This window comes from Pediococcus sp. AC40, assembly GCF_030252485.1.
Taxonomy (GTDB): Bacteria; Bacillota; Bacilli; order Lactobacillales; family Lactobacillaceae; genus Pediococcus; species Pediococcus acidilactici.
The window spans coordinates 473,347-497,348 of sequence record NZ_CP127012.1 but is presented as its reverse complement, the minus strand read 5'-3'; the positions used below and the strand labels follow the sequence as shown (position 1 = coordinate 497,348).

The 24,002-nt window shown below is 41.2% G+C and carries 17 protein-coding genes and 1 CRISPR repeat array; of the genes, 3 read left to right on the top strand and 14 right to left on the bottom strand.

All coding sequences use genetic code 11. From position 1 onward, the window contains the following. The 5 genes from prfB to NL111_RS02335 form a co-directional block, all read right to left on the bottom strand. Positions 1 to 1,117, bottom strand: a protein-coding gene (prfB, locus tag NL111_RS02355; protein WP_126130458.1) for a peptide chain release factor 2 whose coding sequence is annotated in 2 segments (ribosomal slippage) — positions 1 to 1,044 and positions 1,046 to 1,117 — 1,116 coding nt in all. Because the reading frame shifts where the segments join, the coding sequence is not laid out codon by codon here. 77 nt (positions 1,118 to 1,194) lie between these two features. After that, positions 1,195 to 3,558 carry a preprotein translocase subunit SecA gene (gene secA, locus NL111_RS02350; RefSeq protein WP_002829950.1) on the bottom strand — a complete coding sequence of 788 codons (2,364 nt, stop codon included), beginning with the start codon at positions 3,556 to 3,558 and terminating at the stop codon, positions 1,195 to 1,197. 148 nt (positions 3,559 to 3,706) lie between these two features. Then, positions 3,707 to 4,261, bottom strand: coding sequence for a ribosome hibernation-promoting factor, HPF/YfiA family (hpf, locus tag NL111_RS02345; protein WP_002829951.1), 555 nt, complete (start codon positions 4,259 to 4,261; stop codon positions 3,707 to 3,709). A 128-nt stretch (positions 4,262 to 4,389) separates the two neighbouring features. Beyond that, positions 4,390 to 4,941, bottom strand: a complete 552-nt coding sequence (locus NL111_RS02340) for a ComF family protein (protein ID WP_285110415.1) — start codon at positions 4,939 to 4,941, stop codon at positions 4,390 to 4,392. A 119-nt stretch (positions 4,942 to 5,060) separates the two neighbouring features. After that, positions 5,061 to 6,380 carry an ATP-dependent helicase ComFA gene (locus tag NL111_RS02335; protein ID WP_128688329.1) on the bottom strand — a complete coding sequence of 440 codons (1,320 nt, stop codon included), beginning with the start codon at positions 6,378 to 6,380 and terminating at the stop codon, positions 5,061 to 5,063. Between the two features lie 31 nt (positions 6,381 to 6,411). On the opposite strand from NL111_RS02335, the gene NL111_RS02330 reads away from it, so the two are divergent. Beyond that, positions 6,412 to 7,050 (top strand): YigZ family protein, encoded by a 639-nt coding sequence (locus NL111_RS02330; RefSeq protein ID WP_285110414.1) that lies wholly within the window; start codon positions 6,412 to 6,414, stop codon positions 7,048 to 7,050. Between the two features lie 67 nt (positions 7,051 to 7,117). Here the strand turns inward: NL111_RS02330 and NL111_RS02325 are convergent, their stop codons facing one another. From NL111_RS02325 to groES, 4 genes are all read right to left on the bottom strand, one after another. Then, positions 7,118 to 8,293: a glycosyltransferase family 4 protein gene (locus NL111_RS02325; RefSeq protein WP_002829956.1), complete on the bottom strand. Its 1,176-nt coding sequence runs from the start codon at positions 8,291 to 8,293 to the stop codon at positions 7,118 to 7,120. Positions 8,294 to 8,514: 221 nt separating this feature from the next. Further along, positions 8,515 to 10,347 carry a potassium transporter KimA gene (gene kimA, locus NL111_RS02320; RefSeq protein WP_002829957.1) on the bottom strand — a complete coding sequence of 611 codons (1,833 nt, stop codon included), beginning with the start codon at positions 10,345 to 10,347 and terminating at the stop codon, positions 8,515 to 8,517. A gap of 299 nt (positions 10,348 to 10,646) precedes the next feature. Next, complete coding sequence (gene groL / locus NL111_RS02315; protein ID WP_002829959.1) at positions 10,647 to 12,269, bottom strand: chaperonin GroEL; 1,623 nt, start codon at positions 12,267 to 12,269, stop codon at positions 10,647 to 10,649. Positions 12,270 to 12,291: 22 nt separating this feature from the next. Then, complete coding sequence (gene groES, locus NL111_RS02310; protein ID WP_002829962.1) at positions 12,292 to 12,576, bottom strand: co-chaperone GroES; 285 nt, start codon at positions 12,574 to 12,576, stop codon at positions 12,292 to 12,294. A 189-nt stretch (positions 12,577 to 12,765) separates the two neighbouring features. Between groES and NL111_RS02305 the strand changes: the two genes are divergently transcribed. After that, positions 12,766 to 13,413, top strand: coding sequence for a CPBP family intramembrane glutamic endopeptidase (locus tag NL111_RS02305; RefSeq protein ID WP_024862570.1), 648 nt, complete (start codon positions 12,766 to 12,768; stop codon positions 13,411 to 13,413). 1,396 nt (positions 13,414 to 14,809) lie between these two features. On the opposite strand, the gene NL111_RS02300 is transcribed toward NL111_RS02305, so the two are convergent. The 5 genes from NL111_RS02300 to cas9 form a co-directional block, all read right to left on the bottom strand. After that, a complete protein-coding gene (locus NL111_RS02300) occupies positions 14,810 to 15,052 on the bottom strand; it encodes a helix-turn-helix domain-containing protein (protein ID WP_053905933.1) in 243 nt (80 codons plus the stop codon). Between the two features lie 303 nt (positions 15,053 to 15,355). After that, positions 15,356 to 16,842: direct repeats of the CRISPR family, unit length 36 nt; unit sequence GATCTTAACCTTATTGATTTAACATCCTTCTGAAAC. Positions 16,843 to 16,870: 28 nt separating this feature from the next. Continuing rightward, on the bottom strand, positions 16,871 to 17,542 hold the full coding sequence (gene csn2, locus NL111_RS02295; RefSeq protein WP_128688325.1) for a type II-A CRISPR-associated protein Csn2: 672 nt from the start codon (positions 17,540 to 17,542) through the stop codon (positions 16,871 to 16,873). After that, positions 17,539 to 17,844: a CRISPR-associated endonuclease Cas2 gene (cas2, locus tag NL111_RS02290; protein ID WP_002831107.1), complete on the bottom strand. Its 306-nt coding sequence runs from the start codon at positions 17,842 to 17,844 to the stop codon at positions 17,539 to 17,541. The genes csn2 and cas2 overlap by 4 nt, the downstream gene beginning before the upstream one ends. After that, complete coding sequence (gene cas1, locus NL111_RS02285; RefSeq protein WP_128688324.1) at positions 17,822 to 18,727, bottom strand: type II CRISPR-associated endonuclease Cas1; 906 nt, start codon at positions 18,725 to 18,727, stop codon at positions 17,822 to 17,824. The genes cas2 and cas1 overlap by 23 nt, the downstream gene beginning before the upstream one ends. Before the next feature lie 215 nt (positions 18,728 to 18,942). Continuing rightward, complete coding sequence (gene cas9, locus NL111_RS02280; protein ID WP_285110413.1) at positions 18,943 to 23,037, bottom strand: type II CRISPR RNA-guided endonuclease Cas9; 4,095 nt, start codon at positions 23,035 to 23,037, stop codon at positions 18,943 to 18,945. Between the two features lie 183 nt (positions 23,038 to 23,220). Here cas9 and NL111_RS02275 point away from each other — a divergent pair, with 183 nt between their 5' ends. Next, positions 23,221 to 23,802, top strand: coding sequence for a hypothetical protein (locus NL111_RS02275; protein ID WP_036671447.1), 582 nt, complete (start codon positions 23,221 to 23,223; stop codon positions 23,800 to 23,802). The last annotated feature ends 200 nt before the right edge of the window (positions 23,803 to 24,002 follow it).

The following is a 24,002-nucleotide window of genomic DNA, read 5'->3' as shown; positions in this document are numbered from 1 at the left end:
CTATTTAGGATTACGTTTCTGCAACTTCCATTGTAAATAAGCGTTAATAAAGTCATCTAGATCGCCATCCATCACACCTTGCACATTCGCAGTTTCTAGATTAGTCCGGTGATCCTTGACCATTGAATACGGATGAAAAACGTAAGAGCGAATTTGGGATCCCCAGCCGATTTCTAGCTGGGTTCCCTCTAACTTAGCCTTTTCTTCAGCCTTTTTCTGCTCTTCTAACTCGAACAACTTAGCCTTTAACATATTCATCGCGGTAACCCGGTTTTGCAATTGGGACCGTTCTGCTTGGCTAGCAACCACGATTCCGGTTGGCAAATGGGTAATCCGAACGGCCGAGGAAGTTTTGTTAATATGCTGCCCGCCGGCCCCGCTAGAGCGGTAAACGTCCACCCGCAAATCGTCTGGGTTAATGTTAACTTCTACCGAGTCGTCTAATTCTGGCATTACGTCTACCGAAGCAAACGAGGTGTGCCGCCGGCCGGCTGAATCGAAAGGCGATAACCGCACGAGGCGGTGAACCCCTTTTTCCGAACGTAGGTAGCCGTAGGCGTTATGGCCCATCACCCGTATTGTAACACTACTAATTCCGGCAACTTCGCCGGCTTGGTAATCTTCAATTTGGACTTTGAATTGGTGCTGCTCTGCCCAGCGGGTATACATCCGCAATAACATCGAGCCCCAGTCTTGGGATTCGGTTCCGCCAGCCCCCGGGTGAATTTCCAAAATGGCGTTATTGGCATCGTACTTGCCGTTCAGCAACAGTCCTAACCGGTAGTCACGCAGCAGTTTGGCCGTTTGGGAAAGTTCGTCTTCAAACTCCGCCTGCACGTCGGGGTCTGCTTCCATTTCTAAGAGTTCTAGGGTGACCTCTAAGTTTTCCACATGGTCAGTTAAATTTTTAAAATTGTCATATTTAGCTTTTAATACGTTAGTTTCGTTAATTATTTTTTGGGCTTTTTCCTGATCATTCCAGAAATCAGGTTCCGCCATCTTAGCCTCGTTAACACTGATGCTTTCATTCAACGCATCTAAGTCAAAGAGACCTCCCGAAGTCAGCGACCTCTTTTTGCATATCTTCAATTTGATGTTTTGCGTCCGTTAGCTCCATTTCATCTACTCCTTTTTTCTTTTAACTAAAAAAACTGGGTCAGCTTTGCCGCCTCCCCAGTTTATATTATAAAGCTACTAACGTTCAAGGTTTTGTCGAATTTCCGACTTCATGAAGAGTCGGGTAGTTTCGTACTCAATGTCCGTAACCATTTCGTTGAACATCCGGTAGCCTTCTTGTTGGTATTCAACTAGTGGGTTTAATTGACCATAACCCCGTAGTCCAACTGATTGACGTAATTGATCCATCGCGTCAATGTGGTCGGTCCAGTGTTGGTCAACCACTCGTAAGATAACTACTTTTTCAAATTCGAGAATTTGTTCAGGCGCGTACAACGCATCTTCCTTTTGCTTGTACATTTGGTCTGCTAGCTGCTTCAAGTAATCCTTGATTTCGTTAGCCGACTTGCCTTCTAAGTCCTCAATGTTAATATCATTTTCGTTTACCAAGGTGGTTCGGGCAAATTCCACAATCGTATCTAGATCGTAACTCTTCTTCGTCTTGGCTGTATGCGCGTCTACCACCCGGTCAATCGTCCGGTAAACCATCGGCATTAGCACATCTTTTAGACTGTGTTCTTCCATAATTACTTGTTGCCGTTCCGCGTAGATAACTTCCCGTTGCGCCCGCATTACGTCATCGTATTGTAAGACGTTCTTCCGCGCGTCGTAGTTGTTACCTTCAACCCGTTTTTGGGCAGATTCCACTTGGCGGCTAATCAAACGGCTTTGGATTACCGCGTCTTCATCCGCAACCTTCATCCGGGAAAGCAAGTCCTTAATTCGTTCGGAACCAAAGCGAATCATCAAGTCGTCTTCTAGTGAAAGGTAGAATTGCGACATCCCGACGTCACCTTGCCGTCCAGAGCGTCCCCGCAACTGGTTATCAATCCGCCGAGATTCGTGACGTTCGGTACCGATTACGGCTAACCCGCCTAGTTCGACTACGCCAGGTCCCAATTTAATATCGGTTCCCCGTCCAGCCATGTTAGTCGCGATGGTTACGGCACCCTTTTGGCCCGCGTTAGCAACAATTTCAGCTTCGCGAGCGTGGTTTTTCGCGTTCAAAACTACGTGCGGAATCCGTTCACGGTCTAATAACCGGGATAGGTACTCAGAAGTTTCAACCGCCACGGTACCAACCAGCACCGGTTGCCCCTTAGTATGCAACTTTTTAATTTCCTTAACTACCGCTTTAAACTTACTTTCCAAAGTTGGGTATAGTAAATCAGGGCGGTCGTCCCGGACTACTGGCCGGTTAGTTGGTACACTAACCACTTCCATGTTATAAATTTCGCGGAATTCTTCCGCTTCCGTTTGCGCCGTCCCGGTCATCCCGGATAATTTCTTATACATCCGGAACAAGTTTTGGTAGGTAATGTTAGCCATGGTCTTGGAACCATCTTGAATTTCAACGTGTTCCTTAGCTTCAATTGCTTGGTGAAGGCCGTCAGAAAAACGCCGGCCTTCCATGACCCGTCCGGTAAACGAATCAACAATTAGTACTTCACCATCATCAGAAACTACGTAGTCCTTATCCTTAGTCATGATGTAGTTGGCCCGGAGTGCTTGGTCAATATGGTGATTCAAGGCACTGTTTTCTACATCGTATAAATTATCCGTGTTGAAATACTTTTCACCACGCCGAATTCCGTTTTCAGTCAACGAAATTGACTTAGATTCCCAATCAATCGTGTAATCGCCATCGGTAAGGGTCTTCACAAAGCGGTCCGCACGTTGGTATAAGGTAACCGAGGGTTCAGTTTGTCCAGAAATAATCAACGGAGTCCGGGCTTCATCAATTAATACCGAGTCGACCTCATCAATTAACGCGAAGTTCAATGGTCGTTGTACCATATCTTCCTTGTACACAACCATGTTATCCCGCAAATAATCGAACCCGATTTCACTATTGGTGGAGTAGGTAATGTCACAATTGTAGGCTTCCCGTTTTTCGTCAGGCGACATTTCTGCCGTGTTAACCCCAACCGTCAAACCAAGCCACTTGTATAACTCACCCATTTCAGTAGAGTCCCGTTCCGCTAAGTATTCGTTAACGGTAACTACGTGAACCCCTTCGCCGCCTAGGGCGTTAAGGTACACTGGTAGCGTAGCGGTCAAAGTCTTTCCTTCACCAGTCTTCATTTCGGCAATATTTCCGCCATGAAGAACCATTCCACCAATTAATTGCACCCGAAAAGGGAATAGTCCTAACACGCGCTTAGCACCTTCCCGGGCAACCGCGAAGGCTTCAATTAAAATATCATCGAGGGTTTCCCCATTCTTTAAACGTTCCTTAAATTCTGGCGTTTTTGCCTTTAATTCTTCGTCACTTAATTGTGCCATCTCATCCTTAAGGGCATCAATTTTGTCGGCTTTTTTTCCTAGCCGTTTAATTTCACGGGCATCACTTTCAACCCATTTTTTTAAAATGTTTGCCATGTATAATTCCTTCCGTACTCTTCTAAATCGTGTCCACGATAAACTTGTCTAAGTTTATCATTTTTTTCTATATTATCAAAGTTCATCAAAAAAAGCTTAACAAACCTTGTGTGGTTTATTAAGCAATCCTTATTTTTTACATTTACAATTATTCGTTAGCGGATTCAATTAAACCATAGCGACCGTCGTGACGCCGATAAACAATATCAACCGATCCCGTATCAGCGTCTTCGTAAATAAAGAAGTTATGGCCTAACATGTCCATCTGCAAGATTGCTTCTTCAGCTCCCATCGGCTTCAAGGATACTTGCTTAGTCCGCACAATATCAAATTCACTGGCTTCTTCTTCGTCTTCACGGGCGTCTTCTTGTGGGATTTCAACTCCCTTATAACCCGTTTCCCGTGATTTACGATTAATTTTAGTTTTGTATTTACGAATTTGTCGTTCTAATTTGTCCGTTACTAAATCCACGCTTGCGTACAAATCAGGCGATGTCTCTTCTGCTCGTAATACCAAGTATGGTAATGGTATGGTAACTTCTACTTTAGCTGTCCGATCTTGGTATACCTTCAAATTTACGTGTGCCTTTGGGTTAGCACCTTGATCAAAGTACTTTTCGATTTTACCAATTCTTTTTTCAACGTAATCTCGAATTGATTCTGTTACTTCAATATTTTCACCACGTACATTAAAATCAAGCATAAGACTCTCTCCTTTCAACTGTGAACAAAGTGCGTCCACGTGCAGAAATATAAGTTTTACTTCATGTATTTCTGTACACTTATATTATAAATGAAAACGCTATAATAAACAATTAATACACTCAAAAACTATCGGCAAAGCGTAATTGAACGAACTTGACGCGCACCATGCTTGCTAAGCTCCCGTCCGGCTTGGCGAACGGTTACCCCAGTGGTGTAAATATCATCAATAATTACCCATTTTGCTCCGGCGACTTTATTAGGTTCAACAACCCGGAAAGGATTTTCACGTCGCAGCCGTTCCCGACGGCTGCGTTGAAACTGATGGCGAGCTTGTTTAGAGCGTTGGCTAATTAAAATGGGCTCAAATTCCAAACCTTCTATTAACCCCGCCACCTGATTAAATCCTCGTACCTTTATTGTACCTTGATCGACCGGAATTGGTACTAAATGTTCATCTTCTTTAACTAAACTTTGAATAAAATTGATAAAATCGTTGCAAAAAGCTTTACGCAACCAGTAGTCTCCTTGAAATTTATAGCGCTGAAAAAATTCCTTCATGAACGCGTTGTATTGGAAAAGTGCTTGATTGTTAAATTGGTCATTCCATTTTTGGCAGTCTGGGCATTGTAACTGGTTAGCTAGTCGTCCGCAGCTTACACAAACTTTACGCTCCTGCAAATTAACTAGCTGGTTTCGACAATGGTGACAAAGCAGCTGCGGTTGTGCCCACTGAAAGCTAAGGATAAAGGATAGGTCAACTCGTCTATTCAGCATTCGATTGCATAATAAACAGCGGTTCATTGCTTAAAGGCCTGCTGGTTCATAAATTTAATCTGGCGTTGGGCCCTTTTAATCCGGCGAGTTAACATTTGGCCAATAAATAAAACGGTTCCGGTTGGTCGTTTAGGACTGCGCCCGACCCTTCCAGCAATTTGTACGAGGGCAGCCATGGAAAAGATTTCATCATCCGCACCTAAAACTGCTACGTCAATTCCCGGAAAGGTAACCCCGCGTTCCAGAATGGTGGTCGTAATTAAACCGGTAAGCTGACCTTCCCGCATTGCTGAAACCTTCTCAATCCGGTCCGGGTCTTCCGCGTACACCGTTGCTAAGCCAAGCTCCGGAAATTGTTTTTGAATGGCCTGCAAAACCGAAGACAACTGATCAATTCGCGGAACAAAGACTAAAAACTGCCGCTGGGCCTTTACTTGAGCCATTAGAAATTGGCGTAGTCGTTCCGGAAGCCGCTGGCGGTGAATTAATTTTTGCCAATTGCACCCACTGACCATTTTAATTTCTGGTAGCGGGTGCCCGTGAAATCGGCGGGTTAAATAGCTAGTAGGCAGCCGGTGCGCCCGACTCTCCTTTAACAATTGACCGTCTGGCGTGGCCGTCAAGTAAATGGTCGTGCCGCACTCCTTACGCGCTTGGTGCGCCGCGTAGTGTAATGCCGAATTCATTGCAAAGGGAAACGAATCCACTTCGTCAATGATTAAAACGTCAAAGGCGTGGTAAAATCGAAGTAGCTGGTGCGTAGTGCATAAAACTAACTGTGTATACGTATAGGGAGTGGAAGTGCGCCCGTGTAATAATGCGATCGCAATTTCCGGAAACGCCGCTTGAATCCGGGGGTGCAGTTCTAAAACTACATCGATTCGTGGGGAGGCAATTGCAACCCGGAGCGCCTTTTTTAACGCAAAGTTAATTCCCGGAAAAAGCATTTCGGTTTTTCCCGCCCCCGTAACGGCCCACAATAGCCGGTCCGTTTGCTGTTTAATTGACGAAATAATTTCGTTGGCGCAACGCTGTTGGTCCGGGGTTAGTTGCCCTTGCCATTTTAAATATGAACGGCCCACAGGAAAGTGATTCGGTTCAGGCAAGTTTCCTAACTTAACCAATGTGGACATTCGACCGAGATTTATACAGCTTCGACAATAATACTGCTGGTTGGGTAAGCTGCCCTCCTTTAATTTGGTAGTCGCTCCGCAGCGCTGACATTGGATCCGCCGTTTTTTTACGATAACGGCTGGAAAATAATTAACCGTTGGATCAGTAGCTTCCGCCTGATTAACCGGTACTAGCCGGCCGTAATATTTTTCTTTAACCTTTGCTTCCATACTATAAGATACTTAAAAAGGAGACCTTTTCTTGAAATTAATTTTATCCGTCAAAGAACCGGTTACCACTGAACAAGACATTAAGAAATCCCGTTTCATTAGCCGGATTATTCCGGTACAAACCGAAGAAGAAGCCCAAACTAAACTGCAAAATATCCGTGAAATCGAAGCTAAAGCTACCCATAATTGTTTTGCTTACGTGCTTGGTGACCACCAAGATATTCAACGCGCTTCGGACGATGGCGAACCTTCTGGCACGGCGGGCGCGCCCATCCTTGAAGTTTTAAAACGCGAAAATCTCACGAACGTTTTAGTAGTGGTCACCCGGTACTTCGGCGGCATCAAATTAGGCGCCGGCGGGTTGATCCGGGCTTACGGATCGAGTACTTCCCTTGCCGTGCAATCTGCTGCCCTAATGGAATCGGTAGACCAAGAATTGCTATCAATCACCATTGATTACCAAAATAACGATCAGTTAACCTACTACCTCGAACAACATCAAATTACTCAGGTGAATCACGAGTATACCACCCAGGTAATCACCACCGTCGCCGTTGACCAAGACCAAGTGGCCGATTTAAAGGCAGAACTAACCGGACTTTTTAGTGGCAACGTTAGCTTCAAAGACGGCGGACAACAACGCGTTCGAGTCCCGTACCAACCTCAGTAATTATTTAACAAAAAAGCATCGCGCCTTACATAGTATCTCCAAGATCTAACTTTTAGGGATTACTACATCAGTCGTGATGCTTTTTTTGTTGGTGCCGTTCACTACGCGAACGCACCCGATCTTTTAAAGTATCTTCTTCTTTAAATTCATTGCTAGCAGTTTTAGAAGTAGTGGTCCGAACTAATCGTTTAATCCAGCTTAGCATCGGGGTCCGATTTTCCCCTACTAGCCCGATTGCTTCCACAAACAACTCAATTCCCACTAAAATTCCGATCGTCAACAATACCGAGCCCCACAATGTAGAAAGCGGGTAGAGCAACGCGATAAAGGAAAAAATCATTGAAATACCATAAATTACCAACACGGTTTGTCGATGCGTCAATCCCATTTGCATTAAACGGTGGTGCAAATGGCGTTTATCGGCGTGCGCAATTGATTGTTTATTTAGCAGTCGTCTCAAAATGGCGTAAATTGTGTCGGTTAACGGCACTCCTAAAATCATTACCGGGATCAAGACGGAAATGAAGGTGGCGTTTTTCAATCCTGAAAGCGAAAAGACCGCAATCATAAATCCAATAAATAACGCCCCGGTATCTCCCAAATAAATGCGGGCCGGGAAGAAATTATATGGCAAAAAGCCCACTTCTGCAGCCACTAACGTAAAAATCATAATTACAATGTAAATATTAGTGGATGGTAAAAAGAACAATCCGGTAAACCCGGTCGTAAATAGCGCAATGATGGTGACCCCGGTAGCCAACCCGTCTAGACCGTCCAATAGGTTAATCGCGTTAGTAATCGCGGCAATCCATAGCAAGGTAATTGGAAGCGACAACCATCCTAAATGGACAATCCCGATAAATGGTAAGGTTAAGGTCGTCATTTGCACTTCCGCAAACCAATACACCGCTAAAGCCGCAAGTAAGATTCCAATCATTTTCTGCGAAGGTTTTAATTCAAAAATATCATCAATAATTCCGGTTAACATAATTATACATTCGCCGAAGAAGATTCCGTAAAATTGCGGGTTAGGAATTTGATTTCTTAATAAGAAAAAAAGTGAGAAATTAAATGCCAAGAAGATTGCTAACCCGCCCATCGTCGGCATCGGCACCTTATTAACCCGCCGAGCGTTCGGCTTATCAACCGCTCCAATTTTAAAAGCAATTCTTCGGACAAATGGTGTTAAAATCGCCGAAATGATCATGGTTGCAAATAAACTGACAACTATTTCAAATCGCATAATTTGTCCTCTTTTATGTTCATAATAAGCTCATTATACCGAAATTTGCATGCCTTATACAGTAACTTCATCGAAAACTCATATAATTTAACGATAATTTTCATTTTAAAACGACAACGTTTCTATAGAAAAATAACATCTATTCACTTCAACGAAGCTTTTCCCGGAGTCTTTGCACAAAAAACGGGTTAAGGAAGCTCACTTCCTTAACCCGTTTACTTTTATTTCAAATGATAATTATACGTGGAAACAATAATGTTTTCGCGTGAATTTAATGCCGCCCGTAATCGTAAACCAGTTTGGTTATGCAAAATGTTTTGCCATGGTTTGCGGGGAACGAATTGCGGAACCAATACCGTCGTAGTGTAATTCCGTTCTGCCGCCCGTTTAGCAATTACGTCACAGAACCGAAGCGTCGGATTGGTAATCGAACGGTATGACGAGTGAATGTCAATAAACCGTACGTCCGGATATTCCGCTTTAAATTCCATCGCCGTCTTATGCTCTTTTTCTGGGTTAGCATCAAACGAAACGTGCATGGCGATTACGTAGTCCCCGATTGACCGAGCGTAGTTAATCGCACCAGAAGTTACTTGGGTAACGTTGCTAACCAACACAATTACAGTTGAACCGTCATAGTCGTGCAAGTTAACCTTGCCCTTTTCCACAACCCGCAGTTGGTCAGCGACTTCGTCATAGTGCTTACGAATCTTGTAGAACATCCGCAATAACAGTGGCATAACCACAAAGTATGGCCAAACGTTGCTAAAGTGTAGGAATAGCAAGCAGACTACTAAGACTGCCGATAGTAACGCTCCTAGTAAGTTAGCAGAAGCATTTATCCACCAATGAGCGCCGCCTTCTCGTTTCCAATGCACGATCATTCCGGATTGTGACAACGTGAACGGTACGAAAACCCCAATAGCATAAAGCGGGATTAAGAGACCGGTTTGTCCACCGAAAATCAAAATCAGCACGATTGCGCCCGCGGCTAACGAAATAATTCCGTTAGAGTAGCCGAGTCGGTCGCCCCGATCCATGTAAGCATGGGGCATGAACTTATCCTTGGCCAAGTTGTAGGCCAACATTGGAAAGGCCGAGAACCCGGTGTTTGCGGCTACCGCCAAAATCAACGCGGTTGACAATTGTAGGATATAGTAGAAAATCCCGTGGCCGAAGACCGTAACCCCGATTTGGGAAAGCACGGTCTGCGAACTCATCGGCGTAATTCCGCTGTAGTAAGCTAAGAACGTGATTCCCGCGAAGAACGAAGCCAAAATCAACGACATGATTGCCAAAGTAGCTGCCGCATTTTTCCGCCGCGGTTTCTTGAAATTAGGCACCGCGTTGCTAATCGCTTCTACCCCAGTTAGGGAAGAAGATCCAGAAGATAACGCCCGCATGAAGAGCACGAAGGTCATTCCCGGCACGGTCGAGCCAATTGCTGCCGCCGCATGATAAGTAACTTGTCCGGTAACGATGTTATATAACCCTACAATAATCATTATCGAGATTACCACTACGAACAGGTAAACCGGGATGGTAAGGAAACTTGCCGATTCCCGCAAACCTCGCAAGTTCAGGGCCATAATTCCGAGCACAATCAGCACCGCGATGGCCACGTGATACTTCTGTAACGCCGGAATCGCCGAGGTAATCGCTTCGGTTCCGGAAGTCACACTTACGGCCACCGTCAGCATGTAATCAACTAACAGCGACCCCCCGGCGACTAGCCCGGCCGAAGTCCCCCAGTTCTTGCTAGCAACTACGTAAGCACCGCCTCCCGAAGGATACGCCTTAATAATCTGACGATATGACACCGTAATTGCAAATAATAGCACTAACACGATTGCTGCGATCGGGATTGAATACCAAGTTGCCGCAGCTGATAAAACAATTAAAACCGAAAGAATTTCTTCGGTACCATATGCGATAGATGATAAAGCATCTGAAGATAGCAGAGCGAGCGCCTTAAATTTCGTTAACGCTTGGCCACTTTCGTCTAACGTCTTCAGTGGTTTACCAATTAAAATACGTTTCAAATACGAAAACATTTTTTACTCTCCGTTTTTAAAAATATGCAAGTGAAATTCTACTCCAAAACCAGTAAATTAGCTAGCATATTTTTGGATTCTCACTCATATACTGATAATAACAGAATTTAGGCAAATAAAACAAAATTCCTGATTAACTTTTAAAGAGATTTTGCGATAACCCTTTGCCCCGGCATTTGGACACAAAAAAAGACGCGCAATGCGCGTCTTTTCCTGGATTATTCAGTTGCCTTCAGTGATTAATTGCGGGGATGGTTTACCATTTTCGGTAAGCATCTCCATCAGTCACGAAAGTTTGTTTACATCATTCCGCCCATACCTGGGTTTGGAGCTGCTGGAGCTGCCGGCTTTTCTTCTGGTAAGTCAGCAACTACCGCTTCCGTTGTTAATAACAATGCGGATACACTAGCAGCGTTTTGAAGTGCTGAACGAGTAACCTTAGTTGGGTCAACGATACCAGCTTCAATCATATCAACCCATTCGTCAGTTGCAGCGTTGTAACCAACACCATCTTTTTGTGTCTTAAGTTTTGTAACGATGACAGAACCTTCTTCACCAGCGTTTTCAGCAATTTGGCGAACTGGTTCTTCAAGAGCACGACGAACGATGTTGATACCTGTTAATTCGTCGCCTTCTGCGTCAAGGTCTTCCAAGGAAGCAATCACGTTAACAAGTGCTGTACCACCACCAGGAACGAATCCTTCTTCAACAGCAGCACGAGTAGCGTTCAAAGCATCTTCGATACGGTACTTCTTTTCCTTCAATTCGGTTTCAGTAGCAGCACCAACCCGGATAACTGCAACCCCACCAGCTAACTTAGCAAGACGTTCTTGAAGTTTTTCCTTGTCAAAGTCAGAAGTTGTTTCACTGATTTGTTGCTTGATCATTGCAACCCGTTCAGCGATTTGTTCTTGGCTACCAGAACCTTCAACGATGGTTGTGTCGTCCTTAGTAACCGTAACCTTGTTTGCTTGACCTAATTGTTCGATTGTAACGTCCTTCAAGTTCAAGCCAAGATCGTCAGTGATAACTGTACCACCAGTTAAGATGGCAATATCTTCAAGTTGTTCCTTACGACGGTCACCAAAGCCAGGTGCCTTAACAGCAACCACGTTGAAAGTACCACGCATCTTGTTCAATACCAAGGTTGGCAATGCTTCACCCGTGATGTCATCAGCAATGATCAAAAGTGAACGGCTTTGTTCAACCACTGATTGAAGTAATGGCAAGATGTCTTGGATGTTAGCAATCTTCTTGTCAGTAATTAAGATGTATGGGTTGTCAAGGTTAGCTTCCATCTTGTCGTTGTCAGTAACCATGTATTGTGACATGTAACCACGATCGAATTGCATACCTTCAACAACGTCGAGGGTTGTGTCAACTCCACGAGATTCTTCAATAGTGATAACTCCGTCGTTACCAACTTTTTCCATTGCGTCCGCAATCAACTTACCAACTTCTGGGTTAGCAGAAGAAATTGAAGCGATTTGTGCGATGTCATCCTTTGTCTTTACTTCGTGTGACATGTTGTGCAATGCGGCAACTGCTTTTTCAGTAGCCTTTTCAATACCACGACGAATACCAACTGGGTTAGCACCAGCAGTAACGTTCTTCATACCTTCGTTAACAATTGCTTGGGTGAGTACTGTCGCAGTTGTAGTACCGTCACCAGCAATGTCGTTTGTCTTAGAAGCAACTTCGGATACTAACTTAGCACCCATGTTTTCAAAGTGGTCTTCTAATTCAATTGACTTAGCGATTGTTACACCATCGTTAGTGATTGTTGGTGAACCGTATGATTGTTCCAAAACAACGTTACGTCCCTTTGGTCCAATAGTCGACTTAACGGTATCTGCTAATTTGTCGACCCCTTTTAGCATCTTTGTGCGTGCATCTTCTGAAAACTTAATTTCTTTAGCCATGATCAACACTCCTTTAAATTAATTATTCAACGACTGCAACTAAGTCCTTTTCATGGACAACTAAATATTTTTGATCTTCGTATGTTACTTCTGTTCCTGCATATTTATCGTAAACTACTGTGTCGCCTACTTTAACGTTCATTGGTAACGTCTTTCCGTCATCTAAAACGCGACCGTTACCTACAGCGACAACTTTACCGGTTTGGGACTTTTCTTTAGCATTACTTGCCAGAACGATGCCTCCGACAGTTTGTTCTTCTTCGTCTTTAGCTTCTAAAATAACGCGATCTCCTAAAGGTTTTAACACGTGAATCCCTCCAAATTTCTGATAATTAAATGCATGATTTATTTAGCACTCGTTATACCTAAGTGCTAACTACACTGATAACTATATCATGTTTTTAATAGAATGCAAGTGTTTTTGACCAATATTAACCAATCAAATATAACAACCGTTCAAATATGCTATACTTACAGGAAATAAAGGAGTGTCATGATGAAAATTAGTAAAAGTTCTTTATTAACTTTAATCACTTATTTAGCAATTTTCTTGCTACCGAGCGTTATCAACCTTTTCGTTCGGTTGGGTGCATCATTTATCTGGGTGGAAACTATCGATTACTTAGTCGGAGCTGCTCTGCTGGTGGTTATTAACCTGAAAAATAGTGAAATCAATCAAATTGAAACTCGGCGAATCCCCTTCTTCCGAGCAATTGCGTGGGGGATTATTGGAACTGCGTTAGTAATCGTGCTCCAGTTTGTGGTTAGCTACGTCACTTTTATTCTGGGGCAAAACCCTGCTTCCGCGAACACGGCTACGTTAGTTACCCTAGCGAAAATCAACCCGTTTTTTGTGTTGGCAATCACCGTTGGGGCGCCCATTATGGAAGAATTAGTTTTTCGAAAAGTTTTGTTTGGCAATTTAAGCACGCTGTTCGGGATGCGCTCGAACTTAGGCTTGACGATCATGGCGATCATTTCCAGCTTAGCGTTCGCCTTTATGCATAACGACAGCCACATCTTTTTATACGCCGCAATTGGGCTGCTATTTTGCTGGCTGTACCATAAAACGGGGCGCATCCAAACTTCAATGATTGCGCACATTTTGATGAACGGCCTGGTGGTATTGCCGCTGGTGATGTAGGTAATTTAAGACGGTCTGACTGGATTGGGATTCGGTTGGGCTGTTTTTTGTTGTCTGTAGTTTTTTCTTTATATCAGTTATTTAATGTGTTCTACTGGATAAAATATAAGGTCGCTGTACTTATTTTATTGTGATTTCTAAGTTTATGGGGTATAATCATTCCGAAAATTGTTGATTATTTTGATATAATAAAAATTTTGCTTTTATTATAAATTTATAAAACAAATACAAAGGAAGTCATAAATTATGAGAAAAAAGCTTAACTTTAATTTTACAAACAAACTTATCTTTCTACTCTTCTTTTTTGAGAGCTGTTCAAAAATTAACGTTACTCTCGTATTCAATTTTAAATAATGTTTATTGTCTCTCGCAATAAAGACGCATTATTCAATTATTTAACATCCTTCTCTAACTACAAAAAGCTCCTATAAGTTAAAGTAATCATTAACTTATAGGAGTTTTCGTTTTTTGTTGAGCTAAGATTTTTAGCTCTACGCTTAACCTTATTGATTTAACATCCTTCTGAAACAATAAAAGCAACTTATTTTTATTGTGAGTAAATCGCCAATACCAAATCATTCTCAAATTCCATTTCGCATTATACCAAATTTAAACTCTATGAGCATTAATTATTAAACTCCCTTTTTTTCATTGCCAACCTTATTGATTTAACATCCTCTGAAACCTTTAATCGGCCTAATTAGGTTACCAATTTCTAACCTCTTTATTAATTTTAGAAGCATTCGTTTCAATTTGAATCTTAATTTTTGGTTGTTTTATTTTTTCCACTCTTTTTTCTTCATTAATTCTTCCACGACTTTCTCAAAATCAAGTTGCTTGTCTCTCCATTAATCAAGTTTCTCCAATTTATGTATAATTTACTGCCACAGCACCTGTTACCATCTTATATGCAGATATTACACAAGCTAAACTGGCAAATCATAGTGAAGGATATATATCAGTTGTTATGGATGAGACCAGTCATTTACTGATAACAACAGTTATTAGTGAACATGCCCGTTTAAACCAGTTGGCATTTACCACTGATGATTTAGCTGTCAAATTGCCAATTAATTCAAAACCCATCTCACATCCCGATCAAGGTTAACAATATCAACATTTGCTTCACCAAAATGCAATAAAAAACCTTGGAGTAACACCAAGTATGTCCCATAAGGGCAATTGTCATGATAATGCTCCAATAAAAAGCTTCTTAAATCTTATGCAAAAAGAATGCTTATACCGTACAACTATTGATAATTTAGACGATTCAAAGCGAATCGTTACCGAATATAACACCTAGTACAATAATTAAAAAATTTCTATAAGCAAAAATGGCTTAACTCCCGTCGAATTTCTGGAGTAGGCCATTGTATAAAATTAAAATATACTTTGTCTAACTTTTTTGTTGCACTTCATAATTTCGAACGGTTTTATTTTGCAAGCTATTTAATTCTTTTGCAACTGTCCCTATATCTTTTTCCAAGGAAATAGCTATTGCTTTAAGATACTTAAATGATAAATTATCCAAGTCCCTATTGATTACCCTTGTCATTGTTGACTGAGTAATATTATTATCTTTAGCAATCCTATAACCCGTTATGTTGTTAGAATCTAGGTACTCCTTTAATAAACTCACGATACACACCTACTTAAATAGAGAACACAATTGAAATTTACAGCAATATAACTATGTTAACCGCTTTTTCTCTTTTCATTTTTTATTCCTCCATGATAAAACGAGTACAAGAAAAAGGAGCTAAGCCCCTCAGTCCTATTTTTAAATTTGAATCCGAGCCAATCTAGAATGCTTATTACGGTTTGTATTATCGCTAGTAATATCATTTTAACCACTCACTCTTGTTTGTCTTTTTTATGTCTTCCATTCAACTTTATCCCCCCTGCTGAAACTAATTAGAGGAATTGTGTTTTTATGGCAATGGATCTTAACCTTATTGATTTAACATCCTTCTGAAACCGGCGCCAATAATGTCGTCGTTTGAACCGTGATCTTAACCTTATTGATTTAACATCCTTCTGAAACCATCGGTGTCATAGTTCAGATAATTTGTAAGATCTTAACCTTATTGATTTAACATCCTTCTGAAACAGGAATGTCGCCGATATATTTTTTAATGCCGATCTTAACCTTATTGATTTAACATCCTTCTGAAACTGCCTGACCGCAACATCTTAGGCCGTGATAGATCTTAACCTTATTGATTTAACATCCTTCTGAAACTCACGTTCTCAGTGTGTGGCATAACATTTAGATCTTAACCTTATTGATTTAACATCCTTCTGAAACTGTACAAAACACCAAGTAGAGCAGCAGCAAGATCTTAACCTTATTGATTTAACATCCTTCTGAAACCTAACGCCGAAAACAGTATGCAAGCCGGGCGATCTTAACCTTATTGATTTAACATCCTTCTGAAACTTTCCATATTGGCAGTATGGGATTTAACAAGATCTTAACCTTATTGATTTAACATCCTTCTGAAACCTCTTGTTTAGCCATTGAGTCAAATAGACCGATCTTAACCTTATTGATTTAACATCCTTCTGAAACTAACAAGGCGGCCTTCCAATTGCCACCAAAGATCTTAACCTTATTGATTTAACATCCTTCTGAAACCACTAGCATTTATATAGTTTGGAAATCTGAGATCTTAACCTTATTGATTTAACATCCTTCTGAAACTAGTGGTTGGCGATATACATGTGCTGAATGGATCTTAACCTTATTGATTTAACATCCTTCTGAAACCTCCGGAAACAGACACCCGCGCCGTTGCTTGATCTTAACCTTATTGATTTAACATCCTTCTGAAACAAGGGGTAATGTAGTCTGCAGGAACCAAGCGATCTTAACCTTATTGATTTAACATCCTTCTGAAACCGCCATCGATGTTCTCGTTTTTGCCATTTTGATCTTAACCTTATTGATTTAACATCCTTCTGAAACTAGTTTTAGTGCTAACTATTTGCGCGTCATGATCTTAACCTTATTGATTTAACATCCTTCTGAAACACAGTTTGCTACGTTGTGGAGCTGATAGAGGATCTTAACCTTATTGATTTAACATCCTTCTGAAACATCTCTCATAACTAATCCCCTAACGTTGTTGATCTTAACCTTATTGATTTAACATCCTTCTGAAACGCACGGAACATCTAGCATGGTGACAAGCAAGATCTTAACCTTATTGATTTAACATCCTTCTGAAACATTAGCAATGTTATATGTTGACAATACCGTGATCTTAACCTTATTGATTTAACATCCTTCTGAAACACCTAAATGCGTATTTTGGCGCTGCACAGGATCTTAACCTTATTGATTTAACATCCTTCTGAAACGAAGGAGGGCAAATAATGAGTATTAAATTAGATCTTAACCTTATTGATTTAACATCCTTCTGAAACAGTTATTTTCTAACTAAAATTTCATCAATTATTGATGCCAATCAACAAAGTCGTTGTCAATGTAGTAGAATTCGCTATTTCCATAGGCCTCCTGATTGCCTATTTCTGTGAATTCAATTAGTAAGAGTGCTTGATTCGTTTGACTTACTAGCTGGGTAAGTTCTTCAATTTGGGTCGCTGTCAAATAATGTGCAACATTAGTTAACACGACACACGAATTAATCGCGCACTCCTCGTGAATCTTCAAAATCGCTTCAATTATACCATACGGGTTACCCACGCTTAGCAGATCAAAGTGCACTCCACAATACTTCAATAACTTTTTCAAATCAAAATCATAATTGACGCTAATCGGTAAATCTAGCATAAATAATTGTTCAGCAACCGTATTAAATAGCTGGTTAACCTGATCGTGAATTTGGTTACGTTGCTCATCCACCAATCCTTCGGCAAAAACCCGTTCAATCTTAGTTAAATATTTTTGAATAACTAAATCTTGGGTTCCTACGTCACCAATCCAATCGAAAACTTTACTAATTTCAAGTTCTTTGTAGTTTTCATCAAAAGCTAAAATCAATTCGTTACGTTCCTGCATACCATTTACTAAATCGGTATAAACCGTAGAATTATTGGTTCCCAAAACCGTAATTGCGTGAGGTTTAATTTCCACCGGTTCATGAGTTCGATACGTTAGTTTCATAGGATCACCGTCCGATCAGAGGTATTGCGCACGTCTTTTACCCGTTCACCAACCAAAAAATGCATGTCGTTATACTGCTTCTCAGTTAACGTAAGGGCCTGAATTGTGCCATTTTCGGGTAAATAAGTTTTGATGCGGTTTTCCATAAACGTCGCCGATTTTTTATTCACGCATACGCGAACATAAACAGAATATTGAATCATCAAAAAGCCTTCGTTAATTAGCGCTTTTCTAAATTGTCGGTATTGTTTTCTTTGTACCGCCGTCTCAACTGGTAAATCAAACATTATCATTAATCGCATTATTCGGTACCTCATCGCTTAACTCCATTTCAATCGTAAAACTATTAGCTTTCCCCGCTAAATACTTCAAACAATTCCGTACGTGATCGGTAATCGCGTTACGTAAAATCGTCTTCTTGCCGTTATACTTAAGTTCCAAACTCAAGAGTTCCACCAGCCCGTACTTAATGTCAGGCGTAAGTTGATTAAATTTTTGATTTGCCACCCAGCAATCCACAACCGGCCGAAAGGGTTCCATCAAGTCTGAAGCCAAGTTAAACTGGTTTTCCTCGCTATCATGATGAATCCCTAAATATGTAACGTAGCCATTCGCCACGATTTCTTGGTTTACGGCCGACAACAAAATTGAGTAACCATAGTTCAACGCCGCGTTAATTACCGAACCATCTCTCCTTGTAAAACCGCTTTCAAACAATAACGGAAAATATTTGTGCGATACCACCGCTTCCCGATTGGTTAAATCATTCAATTCCAATTTTTCCAATTCCAATACAAGTTCATCAGTCGAATGATCTAGTAAATTCAAAACGTTAATTTGATTGATGATTTTATTAGCCACTAATTTCGTCCACAATATTTGTTGTAACTGTAAGTCCCAATTAACTTGCTCTCGCAGCAGCTGGGCGGTCCGGTTAGCGGGATAATAGCCGTAAATTTCGCTAATCGGTTCACGCGCTTCATCGGTAAATACAATTTTGACGTTTTTCTTTGATAGCTCACTAATTAACGCCGTCGTAATTACCGCTTGCGTCGTCGAAATTAGCAACAAACTAATGTCATCAACCGGAATTTGATTAATTCCGTCATTGGTCTGCACAATCATCGCATGTGCCGAATACGATAATTTAGCGTGCTGGGTGATGATTACTGATCTCCATCCCATATTTTTAAAACCTCCTTGATTTTACCAGTGTACTGGTTTATATTAATGGTGTTGGGTAGCTCCCAACTTTTAACCTTATTGATTTAACATCCTGATTTGAAATCAAACAATGCACTTTGTGCGGAGTTTATCCATTTGTCCCAGCTATCTGGGCATTACATAATGAAAGAGGAACCGACCCTTAATGGGACGGCTCCTCTTTTTTGATGCTCTCATTAAAGATCGCTTAATTTAATTTTATGTTCGAATAATCCTGATGGCGATTGGTGGATTAAGAACGCATTTTCTGATAATTCAATACCATTTTTGGATTGCATCTGGCCAAATGGTGTCGCAAATCCAATTGGTTTCAAATTTCCAAAGGATGCATTAGCATGTAATCCCTTCAAAATCTCTAAAATCATTTCACGCTTACCGTGGGCAACTACTTTTCGTCCCTCATACTTAGTTTCGGCTGGCAAATCAATAAATTGATTCCGATTATCATTTAATTTCTCCCGGAAACCGTTAATATCGTATAAATCAAAAGATTGGTTAACAATTGATAAGATTTCATCGTATACCGCGATTAAATTACTGTCCTTTTGCGTTTCATCAAATTTTCGGTCATCCGCAATTACTTGTAGAGCTTTTTCTGACAAAACTAGTTGCTTAGCATTATATTTGTACGTCGAACTGCCCAGCATCATTTTAACGGGGCCATCTTGAACTAATTGCCGGTAGTGCACTTTATCTAGAACAATCTCGAATTCTGTTTTCTTGATTCCCTTTTTAGTGCTCTTTGTAAATTGTGGCGCGATAACTTCATGAAGCGCCTGTAAATACTGCTGTGAATCTTGTTGCTTTAACTTCTCTAATTTGGCAGCCGCCCGAGTTGGAATTCCGACCACCTTGAAATATTTGCCCTTCTTTTTATCTTCTAAGGCAACGATTGCAAGATAGGCGTCCGTATTTCCACTATAACCACCATATAAATCCGTAGGCCGGTCTTCTTTAATCGGAATTAGTTTTCCACGATAATTCTTTGGGTAAACAGTTTGGTTAAATAATTCTGCTCTTCGAGTGGTGGTTTCCCGAGAAACAAGCATAAATTTATAGTTGTAAACCTTCTTAATCTGTTTGATGGTCTCATTCGGCGCCACGTTTGACCACAAGATTTCACCAGTTTCGGGAGCAACCACTTTCTTTTCTCGCTCAATTTTTCCTAAAAAGTTAAAACGTTTATGTCCTATGTCTTCCTTGTTACCAAACTTTTTAAAATTATCATAAACAAAGTATGGCTGTAATTTTGGATAACATTTATACAAATAGTTTCCAATAAAGATGGTTAAATAAGCGTCAAAGGTATGGTGGTAGTCGTTAACTTCCCGCACTTTAACCAAATCAAACATTTTCCGCATTTGAGAATTCATTTTCGCTGGAACTTCGATAATTTCGGTGTCCTTATCGTAAATCCCGTTTAAAATGTTAGCCGTCAGTTTGATGACTTGACTGGTCTCCACGAGTTGCCGGTTAATAAATCCCTTTTGGGCGTATTTACTAATATTATCCGGATCGGTAATTAAGTTATTATATTTTCGTTTGGAAATCATTCCGTTATCCAGCAAGTACCGCCAAAATGAGCCCATTTTTTTGCCAAACATTTTAGCTGGTACGTTATCACTTTTTCCGTTGTTAACCGCCCGAATCGTCAATACCCGGTTGTCCAAACTATCATCCTTAATAAAGGATTGTGGCAAAATGTGATCAACGTCGTAATCGTTCAACTTGTCTAGACTAATAGTGTCGCCAGTATAAACATCCCGGCCTAATTGGGTAAAGTACAGGTAGTACTTATCCGATAAAACGTGCTTATTTTCCTTAAATTCAGCCAGTTCGGCAGTTAACCCCGCGTCTACAACTTCTTCGGCGCTCTCATAAAGTTTTTCCAAGGTACGCAAACGGCTTTGCGTCCGTTGAGGGTTCGCCGCGGCTTCACGGGTAAACTCAATCGCAATTTTTTCAGGTGGGTTACCCACTGCTTTTTCAATATCTTGGACAACCTTCACCACTTGACGGATTGCCTTCTTATTTTGTGGTGAAGTGTACGCATCCCCCAAAATACTTTCAATATTCTCCCAAACATTATCCGGGTCGTTGCCCTCAAATTGCTTTTCGTTGGCCTGTTGAATCAGTGCCGCAAATTCTGGGCGAGTTTGAATTTGCATGAAGTTTTCGGTCGAACGCCACATTTCGTCTAAAATTGAGTATCCTTCCGCGTTCTTTAGCCCAGTTAAGAGCTTCTTGGAAAGCCGGCCCCATCCTTTGTAACGTTTAGCCACCATTTGTTGAATCTGCTTTTCAGATAGCCAACCCAGGGCTTGTAATTTTGCCTTGAAGATTCCCCGATCTTCAAAAATTGTCGACCATTCCACGATTTGTTCTAAATCCTCTTGGAATTGCGGATCATTTACCCGCTCCCCAAACATATTTTTGAAATCAATATAAGTTGATAGACTTGATAAAAATTTCTTTGGATCGGCTAATCCGCCCACGGTAGGCGCGGTTGCAGCTTTCTTCTTGGTAACGTAGTAATTTTGGAGCGCTTTAATGGAAACCGTTTTTTGTTGCTTAAACAAGTCATTATAAACGTCTTGCTTATCCTTAAGTGACAAATGCCGCCCATTAATTTTCAAATTGTTCAGTTCATTAAGCACCACAAATTTTTGATAAATCATGCTTTCCGCAGGTAAAACATCTTCGCCAAAAAGATACGTATCTTTGGTAGTCATCCGCCGAATAAATCGGTTTGCGGATTCCATCCGGTCAACTTTTTCATCAAAATTCCATGGTGTAATTGGACCGGCAGCCTTCCGTTTCATCCACGCAAACACGTTTTCTTTATTTTGTGCTTGTTCTTCCGGCGTTACCAACGGGCCCACGTAATACGGGATCTTAAAGGCAATCAATTCGTCTAGTTTGTAAGGAGCATCTTTACGGCGCTTAACGTTTGGATTCGGCTCCGCCAAAAATGGATAGTATTTAGATTGCTTTTCAATAATTTGGTCGAGCTCCTGTTGATGCAGTTGATGAGGGATTGCCCCATTTTGCCCAGTCCGTTGCTTAGGCATGAACTGGTCTAGCTGAATTAAACGTTTAATTTCTTTTGCATCCGGCGAATCATCTAAGTTCTTTTCCACAGCCTTATAGAAATCATCTTGGTTCTGGGTCTTATCGTCCGTTTTACCGACGTAGGCCGTGTACGTTTCCTTCAGTGCTTTTGCTTTCTTAGCATCCGGATGATTCTCAATCACCTTTTTCAATAATTCTAAATGGTGATGGTGGTTTTCATATTTTTCAACCATCGCCGCAGACAACGAATTACCATCCTTCGTAATTTCATTTAGTGAAAACCAGTTATGTAGTCTTTGCAAAAGATCAATAATTTCCAAACGATTTTCATCTAAATCACCCGTGAATTCTTCTAATTTATCATCCGCCCCCTCGTCGTTTAACTTCAAGGACCAGTCCGCGTCCGTTTCAACTTGGAGGAGCACGTCAAGCTTGAACTTATAGTTCAAAATCGCGTTAACAAACTGCGTAACGATCTTCTTGTTTTCGCTCTGTAACGCCTTGTTGCTTGCGGGAAGCAGCATCATCTTCACTAGTTGCTTTTTCTTATCCATTTTATAGATGGTTGTGCTGCTAAGAACATCCTTAACATCCACCACTTGTGCTAAATCAAAGGCCAGCTCATTATCAGGAACAATTTCCGCGTAAAGTTGGTTTAACTGGTCAAACAAAGTATCCAGTTCGATGTTTTCTACTTTAAACGACCGCATCGGCGTTCCGTTTAAGAAGTTTCCACGGTATTTAATAATGTGATGGACCGCTAAATAAATTTCCCGAATATCAAACTTCCGATCTTCTTCCATCAATGCTTTTCGCAAATGGTAAATCGTGGGATATTCCTCATAGAATTGATAATCTTTCCGTTCTGGGAATAAAAGTGAGCCTTGAAAAGACTTCTTTGGATCCAAATTTGACCGGTTCGATTCTTTTAACCGGGCCAAAAAGGTGGGGTCCACCTCGGCAAGGTGCGCATCAAAAATTTCATTTAATAAATTGATCCGCCACCGGCGCCGGGATAACCTCCGCCGCGTAGTCCGAAAACCACGCCGATCCGCCGCCGTTTTGCCCTCTTCAAAGAGGCGTACCCCAATTGCCGTCTTTCCTTTAACTCGAATGGGTTGGTTATTTTCGTCAACTGCCGCAAAGCCAATTGATGACGTCCCGATATCGAGACCAAGGTTATACTTTCTGTCACCCATGTAAAATTCCTCCTCAACGTTATTAATCTCACTATATCGTTTTTCCCTCGATTACTCAACGCATTTTAAGCGGTTTCAACGTTATTAAATTAAACTTTTGCGTACCTTGCAGTTTTGCTTGAGTATGCTAAAATTAACTAAATTATTAGCACTAAATTCATCAATCCGGGGGAGGATTTTACCATGAAAAAAATTGCGTCAATCGCTATCTTAGCAGTCTTACCATTAACCTTGGCAAGTTGTGGCAACCATTCTACTTCTAACTCTGATACATCTTCTAATTCTAGCAAGACCGAAAAGGTGGCCAAGTCATCAAGTAAGTCGTCTGCTAGCAAGGACGCTAAATCAAGTTCAGCTGATAAAGCAACTAGCTCATCAGCTAGCGCAAACTCTTCAAAAGACTCGACTAACTCTAACTCTAGCTCTAATTCTAATTCCGCTTCTTCTTCAACAAGTTCGGCTACCGACTCAAGTAGTTCTGCAGATAATCAAATGTCCCGCAGCGACTTAACGAAGGCAGAAAAGAAGAATGGCAACCGGCCCCTTGCTGACGAGAAAATTCAAAACGAACAAGCAGCAGTTGCCCTTCTAACTGAAAAATATGGTAATCAAAATTGGAAAGTGGCCTTTAGTTCCATTGGCAAGTCTTCACCAATTTATTTCCACATTACCTCCCCTAAACACGGTTCTTACTACGTTTACGCAAATGGTGACGTGCAAAGCGCGGACGGGGACCTTTCCAACCACCAAATCGTTAACAAATAACTAACACCGCACTTTAGGCAAATTAAAAACGAGCGCATTGGCCAAAAGTTGGGGAGTTTGCAAGCACTAACCTAAAAGCGACCATTATTATGTCTAAATTTGGCATAATAATGGTCGCTTTTAGGTTAAGCGGGACAAACTAGCTTTTGGTGTGTCGACCCTAGTAGAATCAACCCGCCAAAAGGAGCTTTCCGTTTTTT